The 20,307-nt window shown below is 61.9% G+C and carries 19 protein-coding genes and 3 pseudogenes; 8 read left to right on the plus strand and 14 right to left on the minus strand.

The window, feature by feature from the left end:
• Nucleotides 1-87 precede the first annotated feature (87 nt).
• The 8 genes and pseudogenes from AC4FS3_RS23915 to tnpA form a co-directional block, all read left to right on the plus strand.
• Complete coding sequence (locus AC4FS3_RS23915; protein WP_491022586.1) at nucleotides 88-1,425, plus strand: LLM class flavin-dependent oxidoreductase; 1,338 nt, start codon at nucleotides 88-90, stop codon at nucleotides 1,423-1,425.
• Between the two features lie 23 nt (nucleotides 1,426-1,448).
• Complete coding sequence (locus tag AC4FS3_RS23920) at nucleotides 1,449-3,122, plus strand: ABC transporter substrate-binding protein (protein ID WP_491022587.1); 1,674 nt, start codon at nucleotides 1,449-1,451, stop codon at nucleotides 3,120-3,122.
• Nucleotides 3,123-3,165: 43 nt separating this feature from the next.
• Nucleotides 3,166-4,122 carry an ABC transporter permease gene (locus tag AC4FS3_RS23925; RefSeq protein ID WP_491022588.1) on the plus strand — a complete coding sequence of 319 codons (957 nt, stop codon included), beginning with the start codon at nucleotides 3,166-3,168 and terminating at the stop codon, nucleotides 4,120-4,122.
• Nucleotides 4,119-4,928 carry an ABC transporter permease gene (locus tag AC4FS3_RS23930; protein ID WP_491022589.1) on the plus strand — a complete coding sequence of 270 codons (810 nt, stop codon included), beginning with the start codon at nucleotides 4,119-4,121 and terminating at the stop codon, nucleotides 4,926-4,928. Before AC4FS3_RS23925 ends, AC4FS3_RS23930 begins: the two co-directional genes overlap by 4 nt.
• Before the next feature lie 8 nt (nucleotides 4,929-4,936).
• Entirely contained in the window at nucleotides 4,937-5,887 is a 951-nt protein-coding gene (locus AC4FS3_RS23935) for a fatty acid desaturase (RefSeq protein ID WP_491022590.1), read from the plus strand.
• Entirely contained in the window at nucleotides 5,884-6,081 is a 198-nt protein-coding gene (locus tag AC4FS3_RS23940) for a hypothetical protein (protein ID WP_491022591.1), read from the plus strand. Before AC4FS3_RS23935 ends, AC4FS3_RS23940 begins: the two co-directional genes overlap by 4 nt.
• Entirely contained in the window at nucleotides 6,068-6,301 is a 234-nt protein-coding gene (locus AC4FS3_RS23945; RefSeq protein ID WP_491022592.1) for a hypothetical protein, read from the plus strand. The genes AC4FS3_RS23940 and AC4FS3_RS23945 overlap by 14 nt, the downstream gene beginning before the upstream one ends.
• A gap of 63 nt (nucleotides 6,302-6,364) precedes the next feature.
• Nucleotides 6,365-6,505: pseudogene (tnpA, locus tag AC4FS3_RS23950) on the plus strand (IS66 family insertion sequence element accessory protein TnpA); the annotation flags it as partial.
• A gap of 60 nt (nucleotides 6,506-6,565) precedes the next feature.
• Here tnpA and AC4FS3_RS23955 read toward each other — a convergent pair.
• From AC4FS3_RS23955 to AC4FS3_RS24020, 14 genes and pseudogenes are all read right to left on the minus strand, one after another.
• A pseudogene (locus AC4FS3_RS23955) lies at nucleotides 6,566-7,441 on the minus strand (IS5 family transposase).
• Between the two features lie 297 nt (nucleotides 7,442-7,738).
• Entirely contained in the window at nucleotides 7,739-8,905 is a 1,167-nt protein-coding gene (locus AC4FS3_RS23960) for an iron-containing alcohol dehydrogenase (protein ID WP_491022593.1), read from the minus strand.
• 59 nt (nucleotides 8,906-8,964) lie between these two features.
• Nucleotides 8,965-10,410: an NAD-dependent succinate-semialdehyde dehydrogenase gene (locus AC4FS3_RS23965; RefSeq protein ID WP_491022594.1), complete on the minus strand. Its 1,446-nt coding sequence runs from the start codon at nucleotides 10,408-10,410 to the stop codon at nucleotides 8,965-8,967.
• Between the two features lie 91 nt (nucleotides 10,411-10,501).
• A complete protein-coding gene (locus AC4FS3_RS23970) occupies nucleotides 10,502-11,137 on the minus strand; it encodes an ANTAR domain-containing response regulator (protein ID WP_491022595.1) in 636 nt (211 codons plus the stop codon).
• Nucleotides 11,130-12,281 carry a transporter substrate-binding domain-containing protein gene (locus AC4FS3_RS23975; protein ID WP_491022596.1) on the minus strand — a complete coding sequence of 384 codons (1,152 nt, stop codon included), beginning with the start codon at nucleotides 12,279-12,281 and terminating at the stop codon, nucleotides 11,130-11,132. Before AC4FS3_RS23975 ends, AC4FS3_RS23970 begins: the two co-directional genes overlap by 8 nt.
• Complete coding sequence (locus AC4FS3_RS23980) at nucleotides 12,281-13,795, minus strand: amidase (RefSeq protein WP_491022597.1); 1,515 nt, start codon at nucleotides 13,793-13,795, stop codon at nucleotides 12,281-12,283. Before AC4FS3_RS23980 ends, AC4FS3_RS23975 begins: the two co-directional genes overlap by 1 nt.
• A gap of 3 nt (nucleotides 13,796-13,798) precedes the next feature.
• The gene (locus AC4FS3_RS23985; protein WP_491022598.1) at nucleotides 13,799-14,503 is read right to left on the minus strand and encodes an ABC transporter ATP-binding protein; all 705 of its coding nucleotides are present in this window, start codon (nucleotides 14,501-14,503) and stop codon (nucleotides 13,799-13,801) included.
• Nucleotides 14,496-15,227 (minus strand): ATP-binding cassette domain-containing protein, encoded by a 732-nt coding sequence (locus AC4FS3_RS23990; protein WP_491022599.1) that lies wholly within the window; start codon nucleotides 15,225-15,227, stop codon nucleotides 14,496-14,498. The genes AC4FS3_RS23985 and AC4FS3_RS23990 overlap by 8 nt, the downstream gene beginning before the upstream one ends.
• Nucleotides 15,224-16,213: an ABC transporter permease subunit gene (locus AC4FS3_RS23995; RefSeq protein ID WP_491022600.1), complete on the minus strand. Its 990-nt coding sequence runs from the start codon at nucleotides 16,211-16,213 to the stop codon at nucleotides 15,224-15,226. Before AC4FS3_RS23995 ends, AC4FS3_RS23990 begins: the two co-directional genes overlap by 4 nt.
• Nucleotides 16,213-17,082 (minus strand): branched-chain amino acid ABC transporter permease, encoded by an 870-nt coding sequence (locus AC4FS3_RS24000; protein ID WP_491022601.1) that lies wholly within the window; start codon nucleotides 17,080-17,082, stop codon nucleotides 16,213-16,215. The genes AC4FS3_RS23995 and AC4FS3_RS24000 overlap by 1 nt, the downstream gene beginning before the upstream one ends.
• Nucleotides 17,083-17,091: 9 nt before the next feature.
• Nucleotides 17,092-18,318, minus strand: coding sequence for an urea ABC transporter substrate-binding protein (locus tag AC4FS3_RS24005; RefSeq protein ID WP_491022602.1), 1,227 nt, complete (start codon nucleotides 18,316-18,318; stop codon nucleotides 17,092-17,094).
• Nucleotides 18,319-18,732: 414 nt separating this feature from the next.
• Nucleotides 18,733-18,903, minus strand: a pseudogene (locus AC4FS3_RS24010) (IS110 family transposase); the annotation flags it as partial.
• Between the two features lie 595 nt (nucleotides 18,904-19,498).
• On the minus strand, nucleotides 19,499-19,852 hold the full coding sequence (locus AC4FS3_RS24015; RefSeq protein ID WP_491022603.1) for a hypothetical protein: 354 nt from the start codon (nucleotides 19,850-19,852) through the stop codon (nucleotides 19,499-19,501).
• 9 nt (nucleotides 19,853-19,861) lie between these two features.
• On the minus strand, nucleotides 19,862-20,218 hold the full coding sequence (locus AC4FS3_RS24020; protein ID WP_491022604.1) for a S24 family peptidase: 357 nt from the start codon (nucleotides 20,216-20,218) through the stop codon (nucleotides 19,862-19,864).
• Between the last annotated feature and the right edge of the window lie 89 nt (nucleotides 20,219-20,307).

Here is a 20,307-nt window from a genome sequence, read left to right on the forward strand (position 1 = left end):
CTTTTCCTGCCGAGACAGAGAATAGACTACAAGTTCAGTCGTGATTAAAACCCAGACTGAGAAAATACTCAATCGAAAGCTTTGATCTTGTCCCGAAGACTTCTCCTTGCTGGCTTTTTCTACAATCCGCAGGGCAATCACCGGATTTCCTGGCGCCATGCCGATGCGCCATCAGCCGAGGTCTACGGGCTGGAATATTACGCCGGTCTCGCGCGTGAGGCCGAGGCCGCGAAGCTTGATTTCATCTTCGTGGCCGATCACCTCGCGGTCTGGACCGAGGCGAAATCCTCGCTCCACCATTACGCCAATACCCGGCTGGAGCCGATCACGCTTCTGACTGCGCTGTCGGCGCTGACTAATGAGATCGGCCTCGTCTCGACAGCTTCTTCCTCCTATTCCGAACCCTATAATCTTGCGCGGCAGTTCGCGTCCTGGGATCATATCAGCGGCGGGCGGGCGGCGATCAATATCGTGACCTCGGCCATGGTGAGCGAGGCCCAGAATTACGGCCACGCGGATGTGTTTCGCCACGCAGACCGCTATCGTCGCGCCGAAGAATTTGTGCGCGTTCTGCGTGATCTGTGGGACAGCTGGGAAGATGACGCCCAGTTATTCGATCGCGAAAGGGGCGAGATAGCCGATCCCGCAAAGGTGCATGAGTTGCGCCACGAGGGCGAATTCTTCCGGGTGCGCGGGCCGCTGAACGTGCCGCGCCCGCCGCAGGGCCATTTGCCGGTGTTTCAGGCCGGATCCTCTGAGGATGGCAAGAATTTCGTAGCGCAACATGTGGATGTGCAATTCGTCTCGCTGCGCACCATCGAAGAGGGACTGGCATATCGTGCCGATATCAACGCAAGGCTGGCTGCGCGGGGCCGCGCGCCGGAAAGCCTGAAGATCCTGCACGGTATCCAGCCGGTGGTTGCCGCCAGCCAGGAAGAGGCGCGTGAGAAATTCGCAGCGCTGCAGGCGCTTCAGCCCGACAGGTTGTCGATTGATCTTCTGTCCACCTGGTCGGGGCTGGATCTGAGTGGTGTCGATCCCCATGGCCCATTGCCCGACCTGCCCGCCGCCGACGGCTATAAAGGCGTCCAGACCACACTGGAGCGGGTGCGCCACCATGCGCAGAAAGGCCTGAGCGTGATCGAGATCGCACGGCTGATGTCCGCTGGTGGCGAGATGCACTTCGTTGGCGGCACTCCCGTCCAGATCGCCGATGAGATTGAGGCCTGGTTTTCCTCGGGCGCGGTAGACGGGTTCAATCTGATGTTCCCGCATCTGCCCGGTGACTGGACCGATTTCACCCGGCTCGTGGTACCCGAACTGCAACGCCGTGGCCTGTTTCAAACTGAATATGGGCCGGGCACCTTCCGCGACCGCCTTGGTCTCGCCCATGCCGAAAACCGTTTTCGCGCAACTGCGCGCTGACCCTCTTCACAAAGGTAGCCACAATGACCCGCAATACCCGCCTCCCTGCCCCGCTGCTCGCGCGCCTGCGTGACGCATTCGGTCGCGATACCCGCGCCGATCTTTGGAACGTCGCGCTGGACGAACATGCAAAGGGTTATCTCGACCGCCGCAACCTGCTGAAATACGCGGGCGCGCTCGGGATAGGGTCGGCCCTTGGCGTGACTGGCCTGCTCGGCAGCACTGTCCCGGCACGGGCCGAGGGCAAGCCCGGTGGTACCATTCGCGTGGGCCTTGGCCAGCCGACGGCGTCGTTCAACCCGGTCTTGCTGACCGACAGTTCCTCGATCGGGGTGCTGAGCCAGGTCGGCGAATATCTGATCCTGGATGACGCGGAAAACGGTCTCGTTCCGCAGCTGGCTTTGTCCTGGGAAGCAAATGAGGACCTTTCCGAATGGGTATTCAATTTGCGCCCGGGCGTGAAATTCCATGACGGGCGCGATGTGACCTCGGCCGATGTCATCGCGACGTTCGAGCGGCTGGCGGACCCGGAAAGCGGCTCTTCGGCACTCTCGGCCTTCCGGGGGCTCCTGTCCAAAGGGGCTACTTCGGCGAAGGATCCGCTGACGGTGGTGTTCCGCCCCGACGTGCCCAATGCAAATTTCCCCTATTACGTTTCTTCCAGCGTGGTGGCGACCATCATCCTGCCCGCCGATCATACCGGCGACTACGAGCAAAGCTTCATCGGCACCGGCCCGTTCCGCTTTGACAGCTATCAGCCGCAGCGGGGCATCAGCTTTGTCCGCAATGAAGAGTACTGGGGCGAGAAAGCGCTGCCTGACCGGGTCGAAATCCGCTTTTACGATGACCAGCAGGCGCAGTTCCTCGCGCTGAAATCGGGCGAGGTTGATGTTATCCCCGAGGTCAACAGCCTGACCTCGACCGTCGAGCAGGATCCGGCGCTCAGGGTGCTTGCGGTTGACAGCACCCGCAATGATACGATCCACCTGCGCACCGACAGTGCTGAATTCAAAGATGCCCGCATCCGCCGGGCCTTTGCCCTGGCCATCGACCGTGATGCGGTGGTGGATGGGCTTTACAAAGGCCGCGCGATCAAGGGAAACGATTCCATCTTCGCGCCGATCTATGCCTCCAGCGACCCCGGCGTGCCGCAAAGGAACCGCGATCTGGCCGAGGCAAGGCGGCTTTTGGGTGAGGCGGGTGTGCCCAATGGATTCAAGGTGACGCTGACCACGGAACGCGCCTATTCGATCCCGGAATATTCCGTCCTGCTGCAAAATCAGCTGAAAGAGGCGGGGATCGAGATCGAGCTGAACCTGATCCCGCAGGATGCCTATTATGGCAAGGCGGTATTCGGGGAATCGCCCTGGCTGGATTCGACGCTCGGCATCACCGATTATGGCCATCGCGGCACGCCGGATCTCATCCTGAACGCAACTCTGCGCAGTGACGGGGCGTGGAATTCGGCGCAGTTCAAAAGCGCCGAATATGACGCGCTGCTGGTCGATTACGCAAAAGCGCGCGATCTTGCGGCACAGCGCGAAGCGGCAGGTAAGATCCAGCGGCTCCTGCTGGAGGAAACTCCGACAATCATCACCTATTTCAATAAGTTCATCCGCTTCTCCAGCCGCCGTGTAGAGGGGGTGCGCTTTACGGCAATCTCGCATCTGCTGCTCGCGCGCGCCTGGGTGGCCTGACGGTACGGGGGCTCCGGCCCCCCACCGCTGGTGTTTTCGGTAAATGCTGCTTCGGACATTCCTGCTGCGCAGGCTGACCACGACCCTTGTGACCCTGTTCCTCGCAAGCCTGCTGGTTTTTGCGGCCTGCCAGCTTTTGCCTGGCGATATCGGTCGGGCTGTGCTGGGGCCTTTCGCCGCGCCCGAGGCTGTGGCGGCGCTGAATGCAAAGCTGGGCACCGATCAGCCGGCGCATCTGCAGTATCTGCGCTGGCTCGGCGGGGTGTTCAACGGGTCGCTCGGCGTCTCGCTTTCGCATGGCCAGCCGGTGGCGCCGAAGCTTTGGGCGGCGATGGCGCAATCGGCGCAATTGGCGCTGGTGGTGGTCGGGCTGCTGGTGCCGCTGGCCATGGCTGCGGGGATATGGGCGGGGCTGCGCAAAGGAAAGCTGGTTGACCGGGTGATCCTCCTGACCGGCATCTCGCTTGCAACAGTGCCGGATTTCGTCACCGCATTGCTTCTGGTGATCCTGTTCAGCGTCTGGCTTGGCTGGCTGCCGGTCTCCGGCCCGCCCGATGGCGCGGGCGCGGCCGAGACGCTGCGCCATCTGATCCTGCCCGCGCTGCCCCTGGTGATCAACCTCTTCGGCTATATCGCCCGCATCGTTCGCGCCGGCGTGATCCGTGCCAGCGAGGCCGATTTCACCCGAACCGCGATCCTGAAGGGCCTGCCATTCCGCATCGTGCTTTTGTGCCATATCCTGCCCAATGCACTGGCGCCGACGGTTGCGGTTCTGGCAACGCAGATCTCGAACCTGCTTGGCGGGATCGTGGTGATCGAGGCGCTTTTCAACATCCAGGGGCTGGGCGCATTGGTGGCACAGGCGGCTAAGGGCCGCGATTATCCGACTTTGCAGGCGGGCGTGCTGACCATGGTCGTGATTTATGCCGTGGTCACATTGCTTGGGGATCTGCTGCAACTGATCCTTGATCCGCGTCAGCGCGAAAGGCCCGGCGGATGACAAACTCCCGCGCCTCGCGCGCCCCTTTGATCATCGGCCTCGTGATCCTCGCGTTCTGGCTGTTTTGCGCGTTCTTTGCCGGCGTGATCGCGCCGCAGGATGCCTATGCCGACAATATCCTGCGCACGATGGAGCCCCCCTCGGCTGAGTTCTGGTTCGGCACCGATATGCTGGGCCGCGATGTGTTCTCGCGCGTGTTGACCGGCGCGCGCCCGATCCTGACCACCGCGCCGCCCGCAACTCTGGCCGGAGTGGCACTCGGGGTGATCCTCGGGCTGGTCCTTGGCTATCTCGGGGGCTGGGCCGATGTGGTGTTCAGCCGGATCCTTGATACACTACTCGCGATGCCGCTGATCGTGACCGCCATGCTGGTTCTGACCACGCTGGGCGGCTCGCCGCTGACGGTGACGCTGGTGATCATCGTGATCTATACGCCACTTGTCGCGCGCACCATTCGAGCCGCGGTCCGCGTCGAGGCGGCCAAAGACTATGCGATCTCCGCTCGGATCTGCGGCGAATCCGCCTTTGGCGTGATGTTTCGCGAGATATTGCCCAATATCCGCCAGGTTGTGCTGATCGAGGCGATGACGCGTCTTGGTTATGCGTTTTTCACCATTTCGACGCTGAGCTTTCTGGGCCTCGGCCTGCAACCCCCCTCAACCGACTGGGGGCTTGCGGTGGCCGAATCCTATGGGCTCCTGACGGCAGGCATCTGGTGGGTGGCGACCTTCCCCGCCCTCGCGATTGTGTCGCTGGTGATCTCCACCAACCTCATCGCCGAAGGGCTTGGCGCATTCGATGACTGAGAGGCCTCATGACCACATTGCCTGATCTGCCGCGCGAAGGCCTGGTGCCGCCGCGGATCGAATGGCCAACATGGGGCTTGCTGGCTTTGTGCTATGGGCTTTGGCTCTGGGCCGGGTTCTGGCTTTATCCGCTTTCCCCCTGGCTGGCGCTGATTGTCATCGGGGTCACTGTCGCATTGCATTCCTCTTTGCAGCATGAGGTGCTGCATGGCCATCCGACCAGAAATGTGCGGCTCAACGAGGCGCTGGTCTGGCTGCCGATCGGCATCTTCTACCCCTATCGCAGTTATAAGCTGACCCATCTGCAGCATCATAATGACGAGCGCCTGACCGACCCGCATGATGATCCCGAAAGCTATTACATCGCGCTGTTCGACTGGCTCGGGATGCCGCGCATCCTTCGGGCGGCGCGGATCGCGAATAATACGCTGATCGGGCGGGTGGTGATCGGCCCCTGGTTTGCGGTGACCGGCTTTACCCTGGCCGAGATGCACCGTGTCGCGGCAGGGGATTCCAGGACCCGGAACGCCTGGGCGCATCATCTTGCAGGCCTCGTGCCGGTGCTGGCCTTCATCCAGTTCGGCATGGGGATCCCGGTCTGGCTTTATGTGCTGGTCCCGGGCTGGATCGGGCTGGGCCTTCTGGCAATCCGCACCTATTGCGAACATCAATGGGCCGAAGATCCGAACGGCCGCACAATCATCGTCGAGCGCTCCATTCTGGCGCCGCTGTTTCTTTATAACAACCTGCATTTTGTGCATCACAAGTTGCCGCGTGTGCCTTGGTATCGGCTGCCCGCCACCTATCGCGCAGCGCGCGGCGACTGGGCGCGGCTGAATGGGGGCTATGTGTTTCCCAGCTATTTCAGCATCCTGCGGCGCTTCGCCTGGAAAGTGAAAGAGCCGGTTCCGCATCCGCGCTGGCGTCGAAACCGGGACGGGGAAGGGGACGCGCCATGAGCCTTGTGGTCTCTTTCGGCATGTATGACTGGCCCGAGGCCCGGGCGGCGAGTGACGCGGCATGGGCGGACATCCGGCCCGGCTTGCTTGTCGCTGGCCTTGCGGCCCCGGCCCGGCTTGTCCGTCGCAACCGCGATTTGCCACCTGTGCCTGGCGGGATCCGGGGCCCCGGGGGGGCGGTTGCCGGCCCCTGATCCGGCGCAGCTTGCCCCCGATGATCTGGATTTCACGGCGGTCTGGCACCATCCGGCGCTGCTCCTGGCCGAGATCTGCCATGGGGTGACGGATCACAATTCCTTCCCGGGGCGCGAACGTGTGGGTCAGCTGGATTACGACGGGATCTACGGCTGCAGCGGTGCCGCGTATTCCAGTGCCCTGGTAATCCTCCCCTTGGTTAATGGGATGCGGCAGTAGAGTTTTCTCGTGAGCCGTGAGCCGTGAGCCGTGAGCCGTGAGCCGTGAGCTGAGGAGATTCGAATGAGAAAGAGCCGTTTCACGGAACCGCAGATCATGGCTGTGCAGCGCCAGGCCGAGAGCGGTGTGGCCGTGCCTGAACTTTGCCGTGAGCATGGGATCAGCACGGCAAGCTTCTACAAGTGGCGTTCCAAGTATGGCGGCTTCATCGGGCGCTGTTGCAAAAGTCAGCTTCTGAGCGAGCAGCGCCCTTTCCCCGGTGTCTCATACCACGCGTTCGATTTCGGCGGTGCCGAGCGCATTGAAGCGGTTCGTGAGTGCGATGAAGATGTGGATTTCGGCGGTTTGACGGTCGGCGTCGCGTGATGCGATGCGCTCGCCGAAAGCTTTCAAGCATCTCATCCTCGCCTCGACCCGACTTCGAGCGTGATATCTGGTCCGGCGCTTCCAGATGGTTCGACCCAGGCGTTGGGTCGCGCGGAGGATCTCGTTGCGAGCGGCGGCGGCGGGGCAGTCCTCCCGCTATCGTCGCCCGTTCTTGCGGATGGGTGTGACTGCGCTCCCGCCGCGCTCCAGGATCGCGGTGTGACAGCGGCGGGTGTCGAAGGCTCCGTCTCTGGTCACGGTGCCGATCTGCTCATCGGGCGGGATCTGGTCCAGCAGGTGTAGCAGAACGGGCCTGTCACTGCTGTCGCGTGAGGCGAACTCCACGGCGCGGATGTCGCCGGTGGCCGTATCCATCGCCAGATGGACCTTGCGAAATTGGCGTCGGCGTTGTGTGCCATGCTTGCGCACCAACCATTCTCCGTCGCCCAGAAACTTGAACCCTGTGCTGTCGACAAGCAGGTTCAGAGGGCCAGGCGCACGGCGGTTCGCTATCTGCACCGTGATCCGCTTTTGCCCGCGGCTCAGGGTGGAAAAGTACGGCACCGGTCAGTCGAGGTCGGCCATCGACAGAATGCTCGCCACCATCCCCGTCATTTGCCGTAGTCGCAGCCCAAACAGGACCTTTATTACCATGAGGCAGAACTGAATCGCCGCATCGCTGAAGACCGGAGGGCAGCCAGCGCGACCGGCCTGGAGCGCGCGCCCGATCATATACTTGTCCAGCCAGATCAGCGGAGAGCCACGTCGCTTCAATGCAGCGTTTTATGACTTCCAGTTCGTCGTGCGACAGCGGGCGGGTTCAGGCCTGGTCATCCCAGCCTCCCAAACCCATGGATTCGCCGTGCGAATCCTGCTCGTTGGGGACTCTGCAACAACGCCGGATGACCCGCGCAAGCTGCGCGGATCAGGTCTGAACAGAAGCCCCGGCAGGGTAGCGACCAGGCTTAGCTCTGCCTCGCTCCTGCCCCGACGACCTTTCCTTTTCCTCGATCCGCCTGATATCCCATTACCGGGCAATACAGGGGCTGTGGTGCCGCGCCAGAGCAGCGCTCAATAGGCCTGACGGTAAAGGGCCAGCGCGGCCTCCTCGTCCACGGTGACCGGATTATTCTGCAGCAAACGTGTCTGCAGCATCGCGTCCCTGGCAAGCATTGGCAGGCTGTCTTCCGGCACACTGACATCGCGCAGGCGGCGCGGTGCGCCGGAGCGGTCCATCAGATCCTCCATAAAGTCGACAAAGGCGGCGGCACGGGCCTGCACGCCCTCCCCGGACGGGCCGGACACCACATCCGCCAGCTCGGCATAAAGCGGCGCGGCGGTGGCCATGTTGTAACGCAGCACCGGTCCCAGCATCAGCGCATTGGTCAGGCCATGCGGCAGGTGGAAGTGACCGCCCAGCGGATAGGCCAGGGCATGGACCGCGCCCACGGGGCTGTTGGAAAAGGCCTGGCCGGCGAAATTCGCGCCGATCAGCATCCCCTCGCGCGCGGCGCGGTCATCGCCATTCTGGCAGGCATTGACCAGATGAGTGGCCAGAAGCCGCAGCGCTTCGCGCGCGAAGATGTCAGAGAGAAGGTTCTTCCTGTGTCGGCTGGTATAGGCCTCAATCGCATGGACCATCGCGTCGATGCCGGTCGCGGCGGTCTGCACCGGCGGCAGGCCCGTGGTCAGCGCGGCATCCAGCAGCACCCGGTCGGCATAAAGCTGTTGCGAGACGATGCCCATTTTGGTCGTCTCGCCGGTGGTGAGGATGGTGATATTCGTCACTTCCGACCCGGTCCCGGCGGTGGTGGGCACCTGCACCAGCGGCAGGCGCTGGCCGGTCACTTTCCCGATACCGTAAAGCTCGGACAGGGGCTGTTCGCTGACCAGCATAACCGCCACCAGCTTTGCGATATCCATCGAAGAGCCGCCGCCCAACCCCATCACGATATCCGCGCCCGCAGCCCGTCCCTGCGCGACACAGGCCATCAGCACCGCCTCGGGCGGATCGGCGACCACATCGTCGAACACCGAAACCGTGAAGCCATGCGACAAAAGCGAGGCCTTCGCCGCATCAAGCAGCCCGCCATCATGCAGGAATTTATCCGTTACGATCAGCAGTTTGCGCGCGGGGAACCAGTCCTGCAGCAATTCACCCATTCGGGCCGCACCGCCCCATTCCACCAGCGTCGAGCCGGGGGTATCAAATGAAAAGGCTTTGATCAGATCCGTCATCTTTCGTTCCTTCCCTTGAGGAAAGCGGAAGGGGGCATCTGGCCCCCGGGGCAGTCAGCTCAGAACGCGCTGCAGAGATATTTCAGCTCGAGATAATCCTCGATCCCGTATTTCGAGCCCTCGCGGCCAAGGCCGGATTGTTTGACCCCGCCAAAGGGCGCGACCTCGTTCGAGATCAGGCCAGTATTGTGGCCGACCATGCCATATTCCAGCGCTTCGGAGACGCGGATGACCCGGCCATGGTCTCGGGTGAAGAAATAGGCGGCAAGGCCGAAGATGGTGTCATTGGCCATGGCGATGGCGTCTTCTTCAGTGTCAAAGACAAAGACCGGGGCCATCGGGCCGAAGGTCTCTTCGCGGGCGACCGCCATGTCCGGCGTCACGCCGGTCAGCAGGGCCGGTTGCAGATAAAGCCCGCCGAGACGCTGGCCGCCGGTGACGAGTTCCGCGCCCTTTTCCACCGCGTCGCGGATATGGCTTTCGACCTTATCGATGGCTTTTGCCTCGATCATCGGGCCGACATCGGTGTCTGGCAGCATCCCGTCGCCCACCTTCAGGCCCGCAATCCGTTCGGACAGCCGCGCGACAAAGGCATCATGGATGCCGCGCTGCACCAGAAGACGGTTCGCACAAACGCAGGTCTGACCGGCATTGCGGAACTTGGATACCATCGCCCCTTCCACCGCCGCGTCCAGATCGGCGTCATCGAACACGATGAACGGGGCATTGCCGCCCAGTTCGAGGCTCAGTTTTTTTATGGTCGGTGCGCATTGCGCCATCAAAAGCCGCCCCACCTCGGTCGAGCCGGTGAAGGAAAGCTTGCGCACGACTTCGCTGTCGGTCAGCACTTTGCCGATTTTCGCGGCCGAGCCGGTGACGATCTGAAACACGCCCGCAGGCACCCCGGCGCGCTGTGCCAGCTCACCAAGCGCCAGCGCCGAAAGCGGTGTCAGATCGGCAGGGCGCAGGATCATCGCGCAGCCCGCCGCCAGGGCGGGAGCCGCCTTGCGGGTGATCATTGCCGCCGGGAAGTTCCAGGGCGTGATGGCCGCCGTCACACCGATGGGCTGGCGCAGCACGGTGATGCGCTGATTTGCCTTCGGCGCCGGGATCGTATCACCGTAGACGCGCTTCGCCTCTTCAGCGAACCATTCGACAAAACTGGCGGCATAGGCGATCTCGCCTTTGGCTTCGGCCAGCGGCTTACCCTGTTCGGCGGTCATGATGCGGCCCAGATCATCCTGGTGCTGCATCATCAGCTCGAACCAGCGGCGCAGGATCCTGCTGCGCTCGGCCGCCGGGCGGGCCGCCCAGAGCTTCTGCGCGGCTTCGGCGGCGGCGATCACCGCGGGGATTTCGGCCGGGTCCATCTGCGGCACCTGACCGACCTCGCTGCCATCGGCAGGGTTTGTCACCACAGTCATCGCGGCAGAGGCCGCACCGACCCATTCCCCATTGATCAGACAGGCGGATTTCAACAGGCTGGGGTCTTGCAGAACTGGCATTTTGCGTCCTTCGGGCAAACAGGGGGGCAGCAACGGGCAGCCATTAGCCCGTTGCGAAAGTGGTCAGGATCGGGTGGTAAGCCGGCTGAGGTCAGTCCGGCGGATCGTGCGGCGGGCCCTGGCCATGTGTCTCTGCGGTGATCCCGGCAATGACACGCTCGGCCGCAGCTTCGATAGAGATGCGGCCATCCATCGCGGCCTTTTGCAGATAGCGGTGGGTCTGGGCCATTTCGATATTGCGGACCCTGCAAAGCAGGGTCTTGGCGATATCGACAACGGAAAGCGCGGCCTGGCGCTGTTCGGCGGCTGCGATCCGTTCCAGGTTCTTCCGGCGGCGTTTCCAGATGTCACGGCTGATCATCAGATTGGTCAGAAGGCCAAAGGGTTTTACCGGGCGCTCGATCACCGCAGCCGCCCGCAATTCCAGCACCAGTTGCAGCGTCGAGGGATCCTCATAGCCGACAAGCACAATGATCGGCGGGCTCAGATCGGTCAGGCTGGTGATCAGAACCCGGACATCGGCGCGCGCATCGGAATCGACAGTGACAATTGCCACGTCAATATCATCGGGCAGCCGCGCAGGGATCGGCCAGTCAAGACGCGGCAGGCAGCCAATGCGGATCAGGTGGGTCATCAGCGCCTCGGCCTCGCGTCCGGGCGGCAGCAGCACCAGAACCCTGGTGCCTTTCAGATCGCTGATCTTTGGCTGGCCGCTGGGCTTAGGCATGGCTGATCAGATCACCCCCGAAGCTGTGCTCGACCATATAGGGTTCGGGCTTTACCGGGGCTGTGGCATCTTCGATCACCTCAAAGGCATTTTGGGCATTAACCCTGCCGATCCGCGGCCAGAGCCAGCAGTGATGGGTCGCAGCATCGATACGCACCTCCCCTTCGGGCGCAGAAAAACGCACATCTGCCAGCCGGGCCAGCACCGCATCCAGCGCAGGCAGCTCCGCCTGCCGCGCCGCCTGTGCGAAGAGGTGAACCTGGAAATACGCGGCTTCTGCCCCGGAGGTCAGCGCAATATCCCCGCCAAAACGGGCCTGCATCCCGGCGCGGAAGACCTGGCTTTCCGGGTTTTGCAAAGTGGAAAACCAGGGCGCCGCAGCAAGGAAGCCTTCGGACAGCTCTGCGTCCATCTGTGCCAGATCCGCTTCGTTGGTCGCGAGGCTGGCGATCACTGCTCCCCCTGCCCGGCTGCGGGTTCCGGCAAAAGCCCGGTGCAGCCGGATCGTGTCGCTGCCGACCACGGTCGAGTAGATCACATCGGGGCGCAGGGCCTCAATCTTTGCGATCACATCCGACAGGTCGTCATCCGGAGCGCCAAAGGGCAGGTAAACCTCGCCCACCACCTGGCCCTCGGCCTGCTCAAAGAGATCGCGCATGATGCGGTTGGATTCATGGGCAAAGACGTAGTTATTGCCAATGAAGAACACCCGCCTGCCATGATGGCGCAGCAGATGCCGCGCCAGCGGGACCGAGTTCTGGTTAGGTGCGGCACCGGTATAGATGCAATTCCGCGAGAATTCGAACCCTTCATAAAGCGTCGGGTAGAACAGCAGCGCCTCGCGGCTTTCAACGACAGGCAGCACGGCCTTGCGCGAATGGGACATATGGGTGCCGAACAGCACCCGCACGCCATGGTCATCGGCCAGCTTTTCCGCCGCGAGACAATAATCATCCGGATGCGGCCCGACCGGCAGCCGGCAGGGCTCCAGCGGCAGGCCGTTGATGCCGCCCGCCGCATTCACCTCGTCAATCGCCAGCAAGGTCGCACAGGCCTGGCTGTGTTCGACCGCCGAAGTCTGGCTCGTCTCTGAGAAGAGCAGTCCGACGGGCCAGCTTTCCCGCCGCGTATTGAGAAGTTGCATCACAGCGTCTTCCAGTCGAAGGCCGCTTCCCAGGCCGCCGCCGCGCGGTAAAGCAGCGCCTCGGCGTGATCGCGCCCGACCAGCATCATTCCGACCGGCAGGCCTTCGGCCCGACCGCAGGGCAGACTGATCGCGGGCAGGCCGGTGGCATTGAACGGGGCGGTATTTGCGTTCATCTCCAGCGCGCGTCCGACCCATTCCGCCGGACCGCATCCCGGTTCGGGCAGTTTCGGGGCCTTGAGAGGAACGGTCGGCATCAAAAGCATGTCGTAATCCGCAAGCACCGCCAGATAGGCCGCCTTGAGACGGCGGACCAGGTTCTGTGCCTTGCCATATGTCTGCCCCCGATACTGACCCCGGAAGTAATGCGCCGCAAGCAGAACCGATTTCACATCATAGGGAAAATCCGCCGCATGATCGCGCCAGTCGCTTTGCGCCCGCATCAGGCTGGTGACGTAAAGCCCCTTCCAGTTGGAGCCGTAATTCAGCCCTTCCATCTGGGCGACCGTGCCTTCGGTGGCAATCGGTGTCCAGATCGCATGGCCCTTGCGGTGCAGCGGGATTGAGACTTCGTCGACGGTGGCGCCCAGCTTGGCAAGGCGTTCTGCCCCCGCCCTGACCGTCCTGTCGATATCGGGTTCGGAATTCGGCCAGCCAAAGCCCTCGGGGATAACTGCGACACGCAGGCCTTTGGCCCCCGCCGCAAGCCCTTCGCTGTAATCCGTGGCGGCAGGCAGTGCCTGCTGGCGCGGATCAAGCCCGTCCGCCCCGGCAATCGCGGTCAGAACCCGCGCATTGGTCGCGACATCTCCCGACATCACGCCCGCATGGTCCAGCGTCATCTCGACCGGCATCACCCCGGTATAGGGCACCAGCCCATGCGTCGGTTTCATGCCGACAAAACCGGCATAGGCCGCCGGGATCCGCACGGATCCGCCCTGATCGGTGCCGATAGCGGCATCGACCAGGCCCGCAGCCACCAGCGCCGAACAGCCCGAGGAAGACCCGCCCGCCGAGCGCGTCTCGTCATGGGGGTTGCGCACCGGGCCCTGCGCGCCGGTATGGCTGCTGCCCGAGACGCAGAAATATTCACATTGCGCCTTGCCCTCGATCACCGCGCCGGCATCCAGCAGCCGGGTGACAAGCGTCGCGTCCACATCCGGCACATAGCCGCGCAGGGTCGAGGCGCCATTCATCATCGGCACGCCCGCCAGCATGACATTGTCTTTCAGCGCCATGCGCAGCCCCGAAAGCGGGCCGCCCTGCCGCCCCTCGACCCGGGTTTTCACATACCAGGCGTTATAGGGGTTCTCTTCCGGCGTGGGGTAATGGCCGGGGGTTCGCGGATAACGCAGTTCGGGCAGTTCCGGGGTCAGCGCATCGACGATCGCGTAATCTTCGGCCACGGCCTCCATCAGGGTGGTGACGGTGGTCAGCTCGTCTTCGCTCAGCCCGAGGCCCAGATCCTGATCTGCGGCCAGCATATCGTCGAAATTGGGTTTGCGGATGGTCACGTCTCAGCCCTCGATCCCGATAAATGCCCTGGCTTCCTCTTCCGATCCGGCGGCTTTCGGGTCGATGGTCTTCGACACGCTGCCCTTGTCGACCGCCAGAACGCGGTCACAGATCGACCAGAGGAAATCGATGTCCTGTTCGACCAGAATGATCGACAGGTCCTTTTCTTTGCGCAGACGGATCAGCACATCGATGATCTCGTCGCAGATATTGGGCTGGATGCCCTCGGTCGGCTCATCCAGCAGGATCAGATCCGGCTCGCCGCAAAGGCAGCGGCCAAGCGCCAGAAGCTGCTGCTCGCCGCCCGAAAGCATGCCCGCAGGGCGTTCCAGCAGCGGCGCGAGGCGCGGCAGCAGGTCGAGCACCTCGGCGATCCTCTCGCGGGCGGCGCGGAATTTCTTCACACAGCCCATGCGCAGGTTTTCCTCAACGCTGAGCAGTTTGAAAAGTTGTTTTCCCTGCGGCACATAGCCGATCCCGGCGCGGGCACGCGTCTGCACCGGCTTGCCCGTGAGCCTATGCCCCCCCTTGCGGATCTCGCCCGCCCAGTTCGGCAATTCGCCCATGATGGCGCGCAAAAGCGTGGTTTTGCCCATGCCGTTGCGACCGAGAAGCCCGATACATTCACCACGGGCGAGCGTCAGATCGACCCCCCGCAGCACCGGCACACGGCCATAGCCCGATTTCAGACCGCTTACCTCAAGCATCGGCACTCTCCTTGCGGCCAAGATAGGCGGCCCGCACCTGCGGATCCTTTGAGATCTCGGTGAAACTGCCCTCGGCGATCACTGCGCCGCGCTCGAATACGGTGACGCGCTCGCCGATCAGGCGGATGAAATCCATGTCATGTTCGACCACGATCACTGCGCTGTGCTGCGTGATGTCGCGGATGATTTCGACGGTTTTCAGGCTCTCGCTATGGGTCATGCCCGCCGCCGGTTCATCAAGCAGCGCGACGGCGGGTTTCATCGCCAGCATCTGGCCCAGTTCGACCCATTGGCGCTGACCATGCGCCAGTTCGGCACAGGCTCTATGGCGCAGATCGCCAAGGCCGATATGGTCCAGTACATCGGTCACAACCCGGGCAACCGCCTTGCCCCGCACCCGCCGACGCGCCGCCATGTCGATGTTTTCCTGAACGCTCAGCCCCTCGAAAAGGCTGGGCACCTGGGTTTTGATGCCGATCCCGAGCCGGGCGATCTGCCAGGGTTTCAGCCCCGCCAGCGGCTTCTCCCTGAACGTCACCGCGCCGCGTGTCGGCGCATACTGGCCCGAGAGCAGCCGGAAGAAGGTGGTCTTGCCCGCACCATTCGGCCCGATCAGGCAGCGCAGCTCGCCCTGGCGCAGCTCGAAATCCACCGCCCTGACCGCGTCGACACCGCCAAAGCTGATGCCAAGGCCCCGGGCCTGAAGAATGATCTCGCCGCTCATGCGCTCTGCTCCGTTTCGGCTTTGGGCTTGCGGCGGAACAGGCCCGTGATCAGCGGCACGATCCCCTGCGGCACCAGGAGGACGAAGAAGGTCAGCACAAGGCCCAGCACCAGATTGACCTGCACAACCTGCTGGGTGCCCAGTTTCGTCGTGGCCCATTGCAGCGCGATACAACCCAGGATCGGCCCGATCAGCGTGCCGCGCCCGCCCACGATCACCCAGATGATGATCTGCGCCGATTGCACGAGGCTGAAGATGGTCGGGCTGACAAAAGCGCCCCAATTGGCGAAGAGACAGCCCCCAAGCCCCGCCAGCGCCCCGCCGAGGGTAAAGGTGATCAGCTTCGATTGCGCCACATTATAGCCCAGCAGCTCGGCCCGGACCTCGTTCTCGCGCACGGCGATGGCGGTCTTGCCGGGCGTCGTCTTCAGGTAGAGCGCGATGGCGACGATCGCCGCGACGATCACGATGACCGTCAGGCGGAAGATCTCGGCCGGATCCAGCGGCATCCCACCCGGCCAGGCCAGCGTCGGCATGCCGGTCATGCCGTTGAAGCCCCCCAGCAGCGCCGATCCGATGCGGTATTGCGGCCCCGAGGTAGAGTTGATCAGGTTGAAGAGGATCAGCGTCACCGCCAGTGTGATGACCCCGATGTAGATGTCATTGATGCGGCCATAGAACATGAAATAGCCAAGCACCGCCGCGAAAGCCGCGGGCACTGCCACGGCAATGGCCAGCGCAGCTATGCCTGGGCCGAAATTAATCGCCCCCACTGCCCAGGCATAGGCGCCCAGGCCGAAAAAGGCGGCCTGGCCGAGGCACATGATCCCGCCTTTGCCCCAGACAAAGGCAAGGCTCAGTGCCAGCACCGCCATGATGAGATAGGCGGTGAATTCATAGATGGTGAAGAGCTCCAGCCAGCCCGGGGCCAGAAGCCCAAGCACCAGAGCCGCGAAAAGCAACGTGGGTTGCAGGATGCGGGTCATCAGATCGACCTCCTGAAGAAGCGGCCGGTGATGCCCTGCGGCAGGATGCGGATCAGCACGATGGCAGTAAGCAAAAGCGCGACCTCACCGATCACCGGGGTGAAGACATAGGTGAAGATCTGCCCCACCGACCCAAAGAGGACCGAGGCCGAGAGGTTGCCGGCGATCACCGCCGCCCCGCCCGAAATCACCGTGATGAACGACTTTGCGATGTAAGAAGCACCGATGGTCGGGATCACCCCGGTCAGCGGCGCAAGGGCGGCCCCGCCAAGTCCCGCAAGCGCGGCCCCCAGGCCGAAGGTCAGCGCATAGATCCGGCGCGGCTTGCCGCCAAGGGCTGCAACCATTTCGGCATTTTGCGTAGTAGCCCGCGCCTGCAGGCCAAAGGTTGTCAGTTTGAACAGGCAAAACAGCCCGGCGAACACCGCCAGCGCCAGCGCGATCAGAAAGATCACATAGCCGCTGACGGAGTAGTCGCCGATGCTGACGCTTGGAAGCGGCGTCGGAATCCCCGTGGTCGTATTGCCCACCAGCATGGTCATGCCACCGATCAGCGCAAGGCTGATCCCCCAGGTTGCCAGCATGGTATCAATCATCCGCCCGTAAAGGTGTCGGATGACCAGCCATTCCAGCGCCAGGCCGACCATTCCCACCACAAGGGGGGCCAGGATCAGCGCGCTGATCCAGAAGTTCAGACCGGCATGGTTGGTGCCATAGATTGCCACATAGCCGCCGAGCATAAGAAACTCGCCATGGGCCATGTTGATGACCTTCATCATCCCGAAAACCACTGCCAGACCGATGCTGATCAGCACCAGAATGGCAATGGATCCCAGGATTTCGATCACGAGGACGGACGCGAAATCCATGCTTTTTCCTTAGAAATCGATGACGTATTGCTGGTTGTCATCCGGGTTTGCGATCAGGTCGCAGACTAGGGCGGTGTCAGCGGGAGGCTGCTGCTCAAACGTCTCGACCGGGATCAGGCCACCGTTCTCGACCCGCGCGATATGCACATCCATCGTGGTGTGATGGGTTTTCGGATCGATGGTGACGCGCCCGCTGGGGGCATCCAGCGAAATGCCAGTCTCCAGCGCCTCGATCACCGAAAGCCGGTCGGTGGTTCCCGCCTTTTCAACGCCCGCCGCCCAGAGACGGAAGCCCTGATAGGCGCCCATGCCCAGCTCGGTGATATAGGGGTAATCCGCGCCGAATTTCGCGTGGAAATCAGCGACGAACTGCTGGTTCAGCGGATTGTCCAGCTCCTGCAGATAGTTCTGGCAGACCATGATACCATCGGATTCCGCAGGCGTCAGGATCACATGCTCATTGCCGCCCGCGAAGGTGGTCGAGGACATCGGGATCTTGCCCAGCATCCCCGCCGCCTTCCACTGGCGATAGAAGGAGATATGCGCGCCGCCGACCAGTGCCGACCAGACATAATCGGGTTTTGCCGCCTGGATCTTCGAGATCGAGGTCTTGAAATCGGTCACATCCATCGGGAAGAACTCGACGCCCAGCACCTCGCCACCGTGATCGGCGGTGTATTTCTTGACCCAATCGGCGATGATCTGGCCATAATTGTAATCGGCGGCGACGATGTAGACCTTGCCGCCATTGTTCTTGACCGAATAGTCGACCAGCTTTTCAACGGTCTGACCCGGGGTCACGCCGGTTGCGAACATGTTGCGGTCGCAGACGCCGCCCTCATACTGGTTGGCGTAAAAGTAAAGCGTGTTGAACTGCCGCATGATCGGGCGCACCACTTCGCGCGAGGCCGAGGTGATACCGGCAAAGACCACCGCCGGTTTATCAGACAGCGCCGCCTGACGGGCGAACTGCGCGTAAAGCTGCATATTCGACTGCGGATCATAGATGCTGAGTTTCACCTCACGCCCCAGCAGCCCGCCCTTTGCATTCTGCTCATCTACGGCAAAGCGCAGCGCGTCAACGATGGGCTGGCCGTAGGATTCGAGCCCCCCCGACTGGTCGTAAAGGGCGGATACCGTAATCGGCCCTTCCTGCGCAAAGGCACGGGCCGAGGTGAGGCTGAGGGCAGTTGCAGCGCCAAAGGCGCCCAACGCCTGACGGCGGTTCATGGACATGGAAGCTCCGGTGTTGGGGGAAGGGCCGGCAACAGGCCAGGTGCTGCGCAAGCAACAGACAGCAACGCAAATGGTGCCAGACGTCCTGATCAGTGTAGTAGTTTTGATTTTGAAGCCAGATCTGCGGACCCGTTTGTCCTGATCCTGGCTCGATACTGAACGGTGCAACGCAGTTGTCGCAGCAGAATCAGGATTCCGCCTCGCTCGCTGCGCATGCTAGTTATCTTGCTGTCCGCTGTAAAGATACCGACAGAAAATTTCCTCCGCCAGGGTATTGCCGTGCCGATAGCTGCACCATCGGGCCAGTTGCAGTGCGAAGGTTTGGGCAAACTCGGCTGGGGTCTGCCCATATGTATCTGCCGGCTCTTGTTCACAATCGATAGTTCAGCACGACTTCGGAAGCCACTCACAAGTACCCTGCTCGATCAGGAAGCAGCGGATCTCGTTGACCGGCGCTGTGCGGCGCGAGACGAGCCGCGCATGAGCGCGGTGCAGCACCTGCTGGTCGAACTGATCCCGGGTCTTCTCTGAAACCCCGCGCGGATTGGGGCGTAGCGCTGCTTCGGCATTGGTCTCGGCATCTGAACTTTGTAGGGGTGTCTTACCTTCTGCACAAAACAGATATCCACGAAATCTCGTCTAAGTGATTGTAAGAAAACGGGGAATGAAGGTTTCCGGAAGAAAACACTTTTGCACAGCCATGTTGGAAGGCACGAAATTCGGCAGTTTTGCATAACATCCAGCCATCACAAGCATAACACTGGCAGATCAGGTGGATATCATCGCCTATCAACCGGATAACACTGCAAAACTTGCCTTTATGATGTTTGGCGAGATGAACGAACCGAGTGCTGTCAGTCACCGAAAACCATGAAGGCGACGCGAGTTCGCTACACCCCGGAACGGTGGGTGCAACTTAGTCTTTTTACTTCCATTTCAATATATTAGATGCTTTTCTGCTCCGCAGTTCTGGTCCGGTGGGTGGCGCGTCGCTTGGTGCAGATCAACGACCACAACTCCGATGGTATCAACTGACTTGAGTTCGCTGCGACGGACTTATCGTACCCAATTGATAAAATTGGCATATTGAGCGAAATGGATGGCGAAGATTAACTGATAAACTCCGACGATACCTAATAGGCCATTATTCGGTAGCGTGGCACCAGGCCTGACTACCAAGTCAGATTTCTGACGTACCCTGTTCTGCTTGCGTCTTTGCTTTGCGCGATGACGATCTCCTAGAGTGTCGGTTGGCGAAGCCTCTCTTCTGCAACCGGCCAGCAGCCTCTGCCAGCACATCATCGGTTGGGCGATGCTGACGCTCGACTGCTACTAAGCGCACGCTTGGCGCGATTTGTTCGCGTATCGCCTCGAGCGCTGTCACGATCCTGTCGAGTGCCAAGAACAACACGCCAGAAATCGCTGGAGCAAGAGCGGTTAGGGCTATGGTCAGGTTCTCCATGATGGCTGCCGCCAAAACGAAGATTGCGGCTAAGGCGAAGGCTGCTCCTGCCACCAAGCGCAGTAAAGGCATGTAACCCCCTTAGAATTTGCTGACGGCCGCGTAAACCCGCCCAACTACGCGCAACTGCTGCAATGATGCGATGTCCAGCGTCTCGGTTTCATAAGCCCGGTTGTCCGAAATAAGGTCAATTCTCCCGTCCAAACGGCGCCTGACGCGCTTGACCAGAAGGTCACTTTCTACAGCAATTACATATATATAACCGTTCTGAACTTCAGTCTTGGAAGTGTCGACGAGCATCGGGGACCCGTTCATGATGGTTGGCTCCATGCTGTCCCCTTGGGCCGGCAGAATAACAGCCGTAGACGCTTGAATACCTAGATCGATTAGCCAATGCCGCTCGAATGCAACGCGAGTCGTCAGGACTTCGCTCAGCACGGATCTGCCGCCACTGGAATGCCCCCACTGAGTGGTCCGGTTTGAATGTTAGTGCATTGTCGGCCTGTGGTCCATTTGCACGAAGGTCT

The sequence above is a fragment of the Pseudogemmobacter sp. TB195 genome (assembly GCF_058313095.1).